General features: G+C 63.5%; 11 protein-coding genes. 3 read left to right on the forward strand and 8 right to left on the reverse strand.

The genetic code is table 11. The features are described 5' to 3' along the window. Positions 1-30: 30 nt before the first annotated feature. The gene (locus tag CJU94_RS25425; protein WP_095421409.1) at positions 31-570 is read right to left on the reverse strand and encodes a YbaK/EbsC family protein; all 540 of its coding nucleotides are present in this window, start codon (positions 568-570) and stop codon (positions 31-33) included. A gap of 227 nt (positions 571-797) precedes the next feature. Between CJU94_RS25425 and CJU94_RS25430 the strand changes: the two genes are divergently transcribed. Then, a complete protein-coding gene (locus CJU94_RS25430) occupies positions 798-2,126 on the forward strand; it encodes a YihY/virulence factor BrkB family protein (RefSeq protein WP_095421410.1) in 1,329 nt (442 codons plus the stop codon). A 416-nt stretch (positions 2,127-2,542) separates the two neighbouring features. Then, complete coding sequence (locus tag CJU94_RS25435; RefSeq protein WP_095421411.1) at positions 2,543-3,724, forward strand: porin; 1,182 nt, start codon at positions 2,543-2,545, stop codon at positions 3,722-3,724. Positions 3,725-3,991: 267 nt separating this feature from the next. Here CJU94_RS25435 and CJU94_RS25440 read toward each other — a convergent pair whose 3' ends face one another. The 7 genes from CJU94_RS25440 to pdxR form a co-directional block, all read right to left on the reverse strand. Beyond that, the gene (locus CJU94_RS25440; protein WP_095421412.1) at positions 3,992-4,864 is read right to left on the reverse strand and encodes a proteasome-type protease; all 873 of its coding nucleotides are present in this window, start codon (positions 4,862-4,864) and stop codon (positions 3,992-3,994) included. Positions 4,865-5,031: 167 nt separating this feature from the next. Further along, entirely contained in the window at positions 5,032-5,832 is an 801-nt protein-coding gene (locus CJU94_RS25445) for a transglutaminase family protein (protein ID WP_095421413.1), read from the reverse strand. A gap of 11 nt (positions 5,833-5,843) precedes the next feature. Then, entirely contained in the window at positions 5,844-6,794 is a 951-nt protein-coding gene (locus CJU94_RS25450; protein WP_095421414.1) for an alpha-E domain-containing protein, read from the reverse strand. A 166-nt stretch (positions 6,795-6,960) separates the two neighbouring features. Beyond that, a complete protein-coding gene (locus CJU94_RS25455; protein WP_095422788.1) occupies positions 6,961-8,370 on the reverse strand; it encodes a circularly permuted type 2 ATP-grasp protein in 1,410 nt (469 codons plus the stop codon). A gap of 402 nt (positions 8,371-8,772) precedes the next feature. Next, positions 8,773-9,225, reverse strand: coding sequence for an HU family DNA-binding protein (locus CJU94_RS25460; protein WP_007177969.1), 453 nt, complete (start codon positions 9,223-9,225; stop codon positions 8,773-8,775). A 429-nt stretch (positions 9,226-9,654) separates the two neighbouring features. Then, complete coding sequence (locus tag CJU94_RS25465) at positions 9,655-9,837, reverse strand: hypothetical protein (protein ID WP_095421415.1); 183 nt, start codon at positions 9,835-9,837, stop codon at positions 9,655-9,657. 50 nt (positions 9,838-9,887) lie between these two features. Further along, positions 9,888-11,360 (reverse strand): MocR-like pyridoxine biosynthesis transcription factor PdxR, encoded by a 1,473-nt coding sequence (gene pdxR, locus CJU94_RS25470; RefSeq protein ID WP_095421416.1) that lies wholly within the window; start codon positions 11,358-11,360, stop codon positions 9,888-9,890. A 113-nt stretch (positions 11,361-11,473) separates the two neighbouring features. Here pdxR and CJU94_RS25475 point away from each other — a divergent pair, with 113 nt between their 5' ends. Next, positions 11,474-11,911 (forward strand): carboxymuconolactone decarboxylase family protein, encoded by a 438-nt coding sequence (locus CJU94_RS25475; protein ID WP_095421417.1) that lies wholly within the window; start codon positions 11,474-11,476, stop codon positions 11,909-11,911. Positions 11,912-12,004 lie beyond the last annotated feature (93 nt).

Consider the following 12,004-nt stretch of genomic DNA (forward strand, 5'->3'; position numbering starts at 1 on the left):
GATTTCGCGCACGGCAGGCCGAATGCGGCCTTACTCCGTCGGCAGCGTCAGCGAGGCGACTTCGCAGCGCGGCCACTGACGCAATACTTCGGGCGCCAGCAACAACTTGGCGGCGCGCACGCCCGCGCCCATGACGATTTGCGTCCGCTGCATGACGGCGGCGTCGACGAGGATGCGCCAGCCGGCCGGCAGGCCGAAGGCCGTGATGCCGCCGAACTCCATGCCGCTATGCTCCACGGCCGCTTCCCGCCTGGCGAACGAAAGCCGCTGCGCGCCGAGCGCCGCCTTCACCGCGCCGTTGATGTCGAGCCGCAGCGACCCCAGCGAGACCAGCGCCGCGTAATGCTCGGCGCCCTCTTTCTTGTAGCGGATCACGATGGTGTTCGCGCAGTCTTCCAGACCGAAACCGTAACGCGCGCTGAATTCGGCGGTATCCGAAGCGTCGTCGGCGACGGTGAAAACGGTTATGCCTTGAGCCGGCAACTGTTCGACGACATGCGTGGGCAAATGCGCAGCCAGGTGTTCGGCCGCAACGATGTCCAACTGCTGTACGAGTTCGTGCGAGTGCATAGCGAGCGAAAATAGATGAGGATCCCCCGGCATTCTAACGGCACCCTTGAACGAGGTTGCGCCGGAACTGCGCACCCCGCTCCCGGTTGTTATAGTCACAGGCACAAGCTTTGCGGAAGGCTTTCACGCGAAGACCGCGTCAAGGCTGTCTCAACGGTTCGCCACCGGTTCGCCCCCGCACAGCCGCAAGACCGGCGCAGCGCCCGTACCTCTTGAGAAACACGACCATGGACATCGACACGCTTTCCGCCGAGAACCTGCAACTGGCGGCCCGCAAGCAGGCCAACTGGGCCATCGGCGCATTCAAACAGTTTGCCGAGGACCGCTGCGCGGCCATGGCGGCCAGCATCGCCTTCTACGCCGCGTTTTCGCTCGCGCCCACACTGGTCATGGTGATCGCCGTGGCCGGCTGGTTTTTCGGCGCCGAAGCCGCGCGCGGCGAGTTGTTCGACCACATTCACGGATTGCTCGGCGACCAGGCCGCCGCGGGCGTGCAAACCATCGTCGAGAACGCCCATCACAGCGGCAGCGCCGGCGGCGTCGCGGCGATCATCTCGTTCTCCATGCTGGCGATCGGCGCCTCGGCCACCTTTTCTTCGCTCAATAGCGCACTCAACGTAGTGTGGCCGTATTCGGGACCTCGCTCCTCGAGCGTGATCGCTCTCGTGCGCGTGCGCCTGATCTCGTTCGGGCTGGTGCTCGGGGTCGCGTTCCTGCTGATCGTTTCACTGGTGCTGGATACGATCATCACTTTCATCGGCAAGTGGCTGTGGGGGACTTCTCCGTATGTGGTGATCGGTGACCTGCTCCAGCTCGGTGTCGGCGTGCTGGTGCTGGCATTTGCGTTCGCCGGCCTGCTCAAGTTCCTGCCGGACGCTCGCGTGCGCTGGCGCGACGCGTTGGTGGGCGGAATCGTCGCCGCCCTGCTGTTCTCGGCGGGCAAGAAGCTGTTCGCGCTGTATATCGCGCACGCCGGAATGGCGAGTTCGTTCGGTGCGGCCGGCTCGCTCGCCGTGCTGCTGATGTGGCTGTACTTCTCGGCCGCGGTGCTGCTGCTCGGCGCGGAATTTTCGGCGGCGCGCGGGCGCATGCACGATCCGCGTGGAGGCTGGGGCATGCAGCACGACATGCCGCCCGGCAGCCGCGCCAAGCTCGCGTCGGTGCTGGCGGCTTCGACGGTCGGCGCACAAGCCGCACCGAACGGGGCGCTCGATCACGCCATTCCGGGCGACACAGCCCTCCCCCCCGTCGCGCGCGACGCGACAGCGCGCCCACTCGTGGGCGCGGCGCCCGCGTCGGCCTTCCGCGCCCGCACCGGCAAGAAAACCTCGCCGCGAGCGACGGCTGTCAAACTCGGCCGCACTATCGTCTCGGCCGAAGCGCAAGCGACTCGCATCGCCGCCGTGACGCTGATCGAGGCCGGCCACAAAGCCGTCGCGGCCGATCGCTACGTGAGGCGGCATCCGTGGACGTCGGTGTTGTTCGCCGCGGCTGCCGGGCTGACCGCGGCAACGGTTGCACGGCGCAATGCCGGCAGCCATGAGTCGAAACGCTAAGACTTCGCGTGCGGGCGGGACCCGTCGCGCTAGCCGCACTTATGCGCCGAAGTGGTGCGCTTGATCACAGTGCGGGCGACCTGTCCAGCGTCTGGATCAAGCGGAATGGGTCTCGATTTTTATGCACCTGCTATAAAACAGCCGGAAAAAGCTAGACGACTTTATTACGATCCGCCTTCAAACGAGTGCTAGAACTGACGGTGTCGGTGGGCTCACTGTCAACAAAACAACAATAATGCCCAGTCAACGAATAAATGTTGCTGAAACCGCAATAATCGTTAACGCGCTTTAAATACAAGGCTTTGCGCGGGTTGTCAGTTTTTGGAGACAGTCTTTTTTTTCCAGTTCTAGCCCAAAGACCTCTGCGCTATTCTCCCTCCCGCAACAACAAACTAATCATCTGCGTGGAGAAATGGATGAAACGAATCGCGCTGTCTACCCTCTCGCTGGCGCTCCTCGGCGTCACTGGCGTCGCTCATGCTCAAAGCAGCGTCACCTTGTACGGTTTGATCGATGAATCGATCCAGTACGCACACAACACGGTTGACGCTTCGGGCAAGAACTCGAATCAGGTCGGCCTGGTTGGCGGCAATCTGCAAGGCAATCGTTGGGGCTTGAAAGGCACGGAAGATCTCGGCGGCGGTCTGAAGGCGATTTTCCAGTTGGAAAACGGCTTTGACATCAACAACGGCAAGCTGGGTCAAGGCGGCAAGATGTTCGGTCGTCAAGCCTACGTCGGCCTGACGGGCGACCAGTGGGGTACGTTCACGCTGGGTCGTCAATACGACCCGCTGGTCGACCTGGTTCAGCCGCTGACGGCTGACAACTTCTTCGGCTCCACCTTCACCACGCCGGGCGACGTCGACAACAACGACAACTCCTCGCGCACGAACAGCGCTGTCAAGTACACCTCGCCGGTGTGGGGCGGCTTCCAGTTCGAAGGTATGTACGCATTCGGCGGCGTGGCTGGCCAGACGGGTTCGGGTCAATCGTGGTCGGGCGCTGCAACGTACGCAACGGGTCCGTTCAGCGTTGCTGCTGGCTACTTCCGCATGGACAACGGCAACACGCTGGCTAGCCGCACGTCGGCAGGCTCGGTGGGCTGGAACGGCAGCACGTCGGACGGCACGTTCGACAACCAGATCAACGGCGCTTACGCTGCTGCCAAGTCGATCGGCATCGCTTCGGTCGCTGCACAATACGTGGCGGGCCCGTTCACGGCTAACGTGCGTTACAGCAATGCACAGTACAAGCCGGATGCAAACTCGGGCTTCGGTTCGACCGAGAAGTACAACGTCGCTGGCGCGTACCTGGGTTACCAGGCAACGCCGGCCATGCTGGTTGGCGTGGGCTACACCTACACGAAGGCTAGCGGCGATTCGAGCGCAACGTACCATCAGGTTTCCCTGGGCGGCGACTACAACCTGTCGAAGCGCACGGACATCTACCTGGTCGGCGCATATCAGCACGCAAGCGGCCAGCAACGCGCTTCGAACGGCACGCTGGTCAACGCAGGCGCTGCAATCGGTTCGTACAGCTACAACTCGGCTTCCAGCTCGCAAGAACTGGTCAGCCTGGGCATCCGCCACAAGTTCTAATCGAACTTGACGGACTGCTGAAGCAACACGCAGTTGAAGACCAGCCACAGGCGCAAGCCTGTGGCTGGTTTTTTTTCGTCCTCGCGCCGGTGCCGCCGGCACGCGCGTCGAAGTCGCACGATCGCCTGCTCGCGGATGCTTCGCTCGCCGGATACGCGGCCGATCACGGCGGCAGACGCAAAAAAAGGCCGCCGGCAGCCCTGTCCGGGCTCCTGACGGCCTTGCCATGAGGCGCCCCGCGAAGTTCAGCGGTCACGCGCCGGCAGCCTACCTGCGCTGCGACTTGCCCTTCTCCGCCTGCGCCAGCGTCTGCGCGGGCCGCGCGTCGATTTCATGCTCGATGCCATCCGCGCCGACCGGCGCACGATACAGCACCAATGCCCGCTCGCGCTGCAGCAACGGCACGTTGGGCGAATCCTGCCAGTCCGGATCGGGAATCTCGCCGAACACCTGGCGCAGCCGTTCGCCCCACGTGCGGTGAATCATCTCGAAGTAGGCGTTGTCGTGGTCGATCGAGACGAAGCGCGTGACGCGCAGCGTATCCTTCTGATAGACCAGCAGATCGAGCGGCATCCCGACCGACAGGTTCGAGCGCAACGTCGAGTCCATGGAGACCAGCGCGCACTTCGCGGCTTCGTCGAGCGGCGTGGAGGGCGTCAGCACGCGGTCGATGATCGGCTTGCCATACTTGGCCTCGCCGATCTGGAAATACGGGTTCACCGCCGAGGCCTCGATGAAATTGCCCGCCGCGTAGATCATGAACAGGCGCGGCCGGTTGCCCGCGATCTGCCCGCCGAGAATGAAGCTGCAATTGAAGTCGACGCCGAATTCCTGCAACGCCTCAGCCTCGCGCTGATGCACGCACCGCACCGCGCGGCCGATCACCCGGGCCGCGTCGGCCATGGTGGGCGCGTTCCAGAGCGTGGGCAGCGACGGATCAGCGGGCTCGGACAGTTCGTGCAACACCGCCTGGGTGAGCGACAGATTGCCGGCGCCAAGCAGCACGAGCATGCGCTCGCCGGGCTGCTCGAACACCGACATCTTGCGCGCGGTGCTGATGTGATCGACACCCGCATTGGTGCGCGTGTCCGAGAGGAACACGAGACCGTCGTCGACGGACATCGCGACACAATAAGTCATAAGGAAAGGTACCCGCAAAAAACCACTGAATGGCGCTATTGTAAAGCGGCGCGCGTGCGTCTCTATACCGTATTACGGCCGGTGCGGGCCGAATCTGAACGGGTTATGAGGGCTGACGCTCACTCACGCCGCCAGTGGCCCTCACCGGGCGCCGCCCCTTCGCCCTCTTACTGCGGCTGTTGCGCGCTGACCATCACGGACACCTTCAGTTGCTCTTCCAGGCCGCCGATACGCCGGCCGCGCACCGGCGCGGCCGATTCATAGTCTCGCGCGACGGCGAGACGGCAGTAGATTTCGCTGGCGAACGCGGCGTGCGTGACGTCGATCGAGATCCAGCCCTTGCCTTCGAGCCACACGTCGACCCAGGCGTGGCTGGCGGCGTGCGACACGTCGCCCGGCTCGATATAGCCGCTCACGTAGCGCGCCGGAATGCCCCGCGCTCGGCAGCACGCCAGCATCAGATGCGCGTGGTCCTGACACACGCCATTGCCGAGCGCGAGCGCCTGGGCGGCCGTGCTGGTGACTTCGGTGACGCCCGGGTTGTACTGCACGCGCTGCACGATCTGTTCGGACAGCGCGATCAGGTTCCCCGAGCTCGCCAGATTCGGTACCGATTCGGCCAGTTCGCGCACCGCGCCATCGGCTTCGGTCAAGCGCGTCGAGCAGGTGAAATGCTCGAGCGGAATCGGGCCGACGGGGTCCGGCAGATAGCCGTCGAGCAGCGGGATCGTGTCCACTTCGCCGGCCACATGCAGACGAATCTCGCTATGCGGCTTGTTGATGACCAGCGTGTGCAGCACGTTGCCGTAAGCGTCGAAGGTCGCGTCGAGCTTGCCCGGCGCATCGATGCTCCAGCGCCGCACGACCTGCGAAGCGCCGCTCGACGGCGTCAGACGCAGTTGCTGGATCGAATAATGGACAGTCGCTTCGTAGCGATAGGAAGTGTCGTGGCGGATCGTCAGGTACATAAAAAACTCCGTCAGGCGACTGGCAGCATGAGGTAGGTACGCGCAACCAGATTGCCCAGCTCGAACACGCGAGCGAGGAACTGCGTCAGATAGGCGTGCAGGCCGGCTTCGAAAATCTGCCGGATGTCGGAGTACACGAGTTCGGCGCGCAGCTTGCCGGCGAACCGTTCGCACTGGTTCGAACCCGAGGTGCGCAGCATCGCCAGATTCGCGCAGACGCCTTCGAGCGACGCCAGCAGCGAACGCGGCATCTGCGGATTCAGGATCATCAGTTCGACCACGCGTGCCGGCGTGACGACGTCGCGATACACCTTCCGATAGATTTCCAGCGCCGACACCGAACTGAGAATCGACGTCCAGTAGTAGAAATCTTCGAGCTGGCGCGCGGCGTCGCGTGAATTCGGTTCGACGTCGGCAAAGCGCACGTCGAGAATCCGCGCGGTGTTGTCGGCGCGCTCCAGATAGGTGCCGAGCTGCGTGAAGAAGAATGCGTCATCCTGTAGCGCGGTGCCGATCGTCACGCCACGCGACAGGTGCGAGCGGAATTTCACCCACTCGAATAATGCGCCGGGATTGCTCGCCGCCTGCCCGGACGAAATGCGCTCGTTGAATTCGAGCCACGTGTCGTTGATGGTTTCCCACCACTCGGTCGTCAAGGTGCCGCGCACCGCGCGGGCATTTTCACGTGCGGCCTGCAAACACGAGTGAATGCTCGACGGGTTGGTCGCGTCCGCCACCATGAAATCGAGCACGTGCTCGCGGGTCGGTTCGTCGTAACGCTGCGCGAACGCGGTTTCGAGTTCGGAAATGCGCAGCACCGAGCGTTGTGCGCGCGCCTCCTGTTCGGGCGTCTGCGGCAACAGCAGCGCCTTCAGATTGATATCGAGCATGCGGGCGGTGTTTTCCGCGCGCTCCATGTAGCGGGCCATCCAGAAAAGGTGATCGGCGGTTCGGCTTAGCATGACGGCGTTCCGTATCTGATGACGCGAGACCTTGTCGAAGTAAAAGGCTCGCGCTGGTTATCCGTAGGCGCCGGCGGCGGGCGTGTTGCGTATCGCGTGCCGCCCCGGCGCGTTGGGTTGCGGGCGCGGTTGCGTGAAAACATCCGCAACCGCATCGGCAACCGCGTCAGTCGACCATCCACGTATCTTTGGTCCCGCCTCCCTGCGACGAATTGACGACGAGCGAACCCTCCTGCAACGCCACGCGCGTAAGTCCGCCGGCGACCATCGTGACGGTCTTGCCGGACAGCACGAACGGACGCAAGTCGATATGGCGCGGCGCGATGCCGCTTTCGACAAATGTCGGACACGCGGAGAGCGCCAGCGTGGGCTGCGCGATATACCCCGCCGGACGCGCGATCAGACGCTCACGGAACGCCTCGATTTCGGCTTTCGTCGAAGCCGGTCCGACGAGCATGCCGTAGCCGCCCGCGCCATGCACTTCCTTGACCACCAGCTCCGGCAGATGCGCGAGCGTGTACGCCAGATCGTCGGGCTTGCGGCACTGGAACGTGGGCACGTTATTGAGGATCGGCTTCTCGCCGAGATAGAACTCGATCATTTCCGGCACGTACGGGTAGATCGATTTATCGTCGGCAATGCCGGTGCCCATCGCGTTCGCCAGCGCCACGCGGCCGGCGCGATACGAAGTCAGCAGACCCGGCACCCCGAGCGCCGAGTCGTTGCGGAAAGCGAGCGGGTCGAGAAAATCGTCGTCGACGCGGCGGTAGATCACGTCGACGCGCTTCGGCCCCTGCGTGGTGCGCATGAACACGTAGTTGTCGTCGACGAAGAGATCCTTGCCTTCCACCAGTTCCACGCCCATCTGCTGCGCGAGGAAGGTGTGCTCGAAATACGCGGAGTTGTACATGCCCGGCGTGAGCACCACCACGACCGGATCGTCGACGCCTTCGGGCGCGACCGAGCGCAGCGTATCGAGCAGCAGATCGGGATAATGCGCGACCGGCGCAATGCGGTTCTGCACGAAAAGCTCGGGGAAAAGCCGCATCATCATCTTGCGGTTTTCGAGCATATAGGAGACGCCCGACGGTACTCGCAGGTTGTCTTCGAGCACGTAGAACTCGCCTTCGTCGCCCGCGCGCACCACGTCGACACCGGCGATGTGCGCGTAAACACCGAGCGGCACATTCACGCCCTGCATTTCAGGCCGGTATTGCGCGTTGGTAAAGACCTGCTCGGCCGGCACGATACCGGCGCGCACGATATTGCGATCGTGATAGACGTCGTGGATAAACAGATTGAGCGCCTGCACCCGCTGGCGCAACCCGGCCTCCAGGGTCTGCCATTCGTTGCGCGGAATGATGCGCGGAATCAGGTCGAATGGAATCAGCCGCTCGGTGCCGGACAGGTCGCCGTTCACCGCGAAGGTAATGCCGACCCGGCGAAACAGCAGGTCGGCTTCCGCACGCTTGCGTGCGATCGCCTCGTTGCCCTGCTTCACCAGCCACCGCTCAAAGCGCGCGTAGTGTGGCCGCACGGCATCGTCATGATGACGCATCTCGTCATAGCATCGCATGTCACGCCCCGCTCTTGTTGTCGGATAGAAGGCGAATGCGCTGCGCATTCGGTGTTCGACAATCGATCAAGCAAGCGCTATGCCATTGAGCTTTTCGCGTAGTAAACACGGTGCATGCACGCGAACAGCGCATCCCGACCGGCAAGGCTCCGCTGCCATCGTACTGCGGCGGCCCATGATGCGCTAGTACGGTGCATGCGCAGCACCGCGGTGCGCGCCCGAGGCACGTTCCTCGGCCCGCGCACCGGTTCGCGCGCGCAACGAGCGCGCATGAAAAATCCCCGTGAATTTGCATCCACGGGGATTCAGACAACATGTACTGCGGATCGTCCCGAAGGAAAAGTCCCTCGGGTGTCTCAAGCGTCAACCATTGTTAAAACAACGCCGACGCATGAAACGCGATCAGCCTGCAGCAGCGTCTTTCAGCTTCTTCAGCGGACGTGCCTTGATGCGCACGCTAGCCGGCTTGGCCGGGAACCAACGCTCTTCACCCGAGAACGGGTCTTTGCCAAAGCGCTTCTTCTTCGCCGGCACAGCTTGCACGACGATCTTCAGAAGACCCGACAGCGTGAATTCGCCAGCGCCCTTCTTGTGCACGGCGCCGAGGATCGTGTCTTCGAGCGCGGCCAGAACGGCCTTGGCGGTCTTCGGTTCCACAGCAGCGCGTTCAGCGACGTGTGCAGCCAGCGAGGCCTTCGTGAAGGTGTCCTTGATCGGCGACGGAGCGCTGGACGCCTTCACGGCGACCTTCTTAGCTGCGACGGCCTTCTTCGCAGGAACTTTCTTTGCAGCAACCTTCTTGGTCGGTACCGGGGCAGCAGCCTTCTTGGCCACCTTTTTTGCGGAAGTCGGCATGTTTCTCCTACCTGTTGTGGTCAGTGAATTGCACGAAGCGCACACGGCATGTGCACGCTTCAAGGCCGGATTCTACAAGCGCTAATGCGATTTGCGCGACTCTTTTATGTATAACAGCGAAGGTTTGTTGCGCGCCGCAGACTGCGCAACACATTTTGATGCTTGTTTTAGCGGGTAAACGTGCGGAGTCGAGCCCGACAACACGAACACGTAACGCACGTTACAAGTCATTTCGATGCGTGAATCACGGCACTTTCTGAGTCGAAGGAGAGCCGGTGGATCGCCCGATCATCGAAAAGAAGACGTCGCGGCTCGCTCACGTTGATCGTTCCCGCCGTGGAAAAGACACGCCCCTTCCGGCGAAAAACACTGCGGAGGCAGCCCATTTCGCCCTGCGACAGAAAATCGCGGGCTGTTTATAACGCGCCGTTACTGCCGGCTGACGTGCTTCGGATCGTGCTCGCGTTCCTTCACGTGAGCACGGTACTCACTTTCGTCGCGCGCCATGGCGAGCTTGCGGTTGCGATAGGCGGTCGCCATCCACTTGTCGAGCCGCCAGGCGACATCGCCACGATGATCCGCGCGCGCGGCGCCTTCATTTCCGGCACGCACTCCGGCGCGCTTTCCACGCGCTCCTGCGAGTAGACGTTCAACTCGCGTGCTCATTGCACGAGCCGCGGCAGGATGCCGGCGAGCCTGGTGAGGGCGGCGTCGATATGCTCGACGGCGATATTGCCGTAGCCGAAAATCAGGCCCGGCCGCGCTTTCACACGCAGATGAAACGGCGCGAGTCCATACAGCCCGATCGATGCTTCACGCGCCGCGCTCACCACGGCTTGCTCCGTCAGCGGCGCTTTAAGATGCGCCGCCATGTGAATGCCGGCCGTCGGCACGATCGGTTCGAACCAGGGCGCGAGGCCGCCGTGCAGGTGATCGAGCAGCATCGCTCGGCGCGCCGCATAGATCTTGTGCATGCGCCGCAAGTGCTTGGCGAAATCGCCGTTCAGCATGAAGGCCGCGAGCGCGGTTTGCGTGAGCGTGCAGCCGTGCCAGTCGGCGATCTGGCGCGCCTTGAGGAGCGCGCCGTAGAGCGAGGCCGGCGGCACCACGTAGCCGACCCGCAGTTCGGGAAAGATCGTCTTCGAAAACGTGCCGACGTACGCCACCAGTCCGGCGCGATCGAGGCTTTTGAGCGGCTCCATCGGCCGTCCTTCGAAGCGGTATTCGCAGTCGTAGTCGTCCTCGATGATCACCGCGCCGCGTTTCTGCGCCCACTCGAGCAGTTCGACGCGACGCTCGAGGCTCATCGGCATGCCGAGCGGAAACTGGTGCGAGGGCGTCACGTAGACGAGCCGCGCCTTGTCCGGCAGCTTACTCACGATCAGGCCTTCCGCATCCACCGGCACGGGCACCACGCGTGCGCCGGTGGCCGTCAGGCAGGCATGGGCCGGCGAATAGCCGGGGTCCTCGATCGCCGCGACGTCGCCGGCGCGCAAGGTGATGCGCGCCAGCAGATCGAGCGCATGCTGCGCGCCTTGCGTCACGATCACGTCTTCCCAATTGCTTGCCACCGCGCGGTTGAAGGCCAGATAGCGCGAGACCGCGAGACGCAGTTCCTGCTCGCCGGCCGCGTCGCGATACGTGCCCGGGCCGCGCGCCTGCGCACGCAACGCTCGATTCACGCAGCGGCGCCAGACGTCGAAGGGAAACAGCGCCTTGTCGGTCGCGCCGCCGATGAAATCCTGCGGCGAGCGCACCGAAGGCCGCGGCAACGCGAGGCGCTCGGGCATCTCTTCCCACAGCGGCTGGGCGCGCGCCGCGGCCTTCGCCCTGGCACGCTCGCGTGACGATTCCGCCGCCCGCGCATGCGCGGAGCGCTCCGCCGGCAGCCGCTCCAGACCGTCGGCGACGAAGGTGCCCGAGCCGGCACGGGCGCTGAGATAGCCTTCGGAGAGCAGCCGCTCGAACACGTCGAGCGTGGTCTTGCGCGACACGCCCAGTTGGGTGGCGAGTTCGCGTGTGGACGGCAGGCGCATGCCGCCGGCGAGGCGCCCTTCGACGATGCCGGCGCGCAGCTGGCGATAGATCTGTCCAGACAGATCGTGATGCCCTTCGACCGCAATATGGATTTCCATCCGGGTGGTCACCTCAAATATGCGGAAAATGGTTATTTCTGAAGACCACTGCCGATCGTAAGCTTACCTCTGTCGCCGCCATCCGGGCGGAGATTGACGAGAAGGAATGCCTCATGCAAGCACGTCTCGATTTCTATAAGGCCTGCCCGAGCGGCACGCGCGCAATGGTCGCGCTGGAAGAACCCATCGGCAAAAGCTCGATCGACAAGACGCTCGCGGAACTGGTGCGGATCCGCGCGTCGCAACTGAACGGCTGCGCGTTCTGCCTGGACATGCACGCGACCGACTCGCTCAAGCACGGCGAAAGCCAGCGGCGGCTCGCCACGGTGGCGGCGTGGCGCGAAGCGCCGTTCTTCACCGCACGCGAGCGCGCGGCGCTCGAATGGACGGAGGCGGTCACGCTGATTGCGCAAACGCATGTGCCGGACGCGGTGTGGGAAGCGGTGAAACCGCATTTCAGCGAGCAGGAGATCGCCGATCTGACCTTGTTGATCGTGGCGATCAACGGCTGGAACCGGATCGCGGTGTCGTTCCGGAAAATGCCCGATTGAATGTCGGAGAATGTCGGACTCGAGGCGGGAATCCAGACGGCAATCAAGGCTGAATCACGATGAATACGGTGGGCGAGCGGCGCATTCGCGCCG

Source organism: Paraburkholderia aromaticivorans (assembly GCF_002278075.1).
In the GTDB taxonomy this organism is placed as follows: Bacteria; Pseudomonadota; Gammaproteobacteria; order Burkholderiales; family Burkholderiaceae; genus Paraburkholderia; species Paraburkholderia aromaticivorans.

Coding starts and splice junctions, on each gene's coding strand:
- CJU94_RS25440 (WP_095421412.1), bottom strand. CDS start 4,864: ATGACTTATTGTGTCGCGATGTCCGTCGACGACGGTCTCGTGTTCCTC.
- CJU94_RS25460 (WP_007177969.1), bottom strand. CDS start 9,225: ATGCCGACTTCCGCAAAAAAGGTGGCCAAGAAGGCTGCTGCCCCGGTA.
- CJU94_RS25445 (WP_095421413.1), bottom strand. CDS start 5,832: ATGTACCTGACGATCCGCCACGACACTTCCTATCGCTACGAAGCGACT.
- CJU94_RS25425 (WP_095421409.1), bottom strand. CDS start 570: ATGCACTCGCACGAACTCGTACAGCAGTTGGACATCGTTGCGGCCGAA.
- CJU94_RS25430 (WP_095421410.1), top strand. CDS start 798: ATGGACATCGACACGCTTTCCGCCGAGAACCTGCAACTGGCGGCCCGC.
- CJU94_RS25455 (WP_095422788.1), bottom strand. CDS start 8,370: ATGCGATGCTATGACGAGATGCGTCATCATGACGATGCCGTGCGGCCA.
- pdxR (WP_095421416.1), bottom strand. CDS start 11,360: ATGGAAATCCATATTGCGGTCGAAGGGCATCACGATCTGTCTGGACAG.
- CJU94_RS25435 (WP_095421411.1), top strand. CDS start 2,543: ATGAAACGAATCGCGCTGTCTACCCTCTCGCTGGCGCTCCTCGGCGTC.
- CJU94_RS25475 (WP_095421417.1), top strand. CDS start 11,474: ATGCAAGCACGTCTCGATTTCTATAAGGCCTGCCCGAGCGGCACGCGC.
- CJU94_RS25450 (WP_095421414.1), bottom strand. CDS start 6,794: ATGCTAAGCCGAACCGCCGATCACCTTTTCTGGATGGCCCGCTACATG.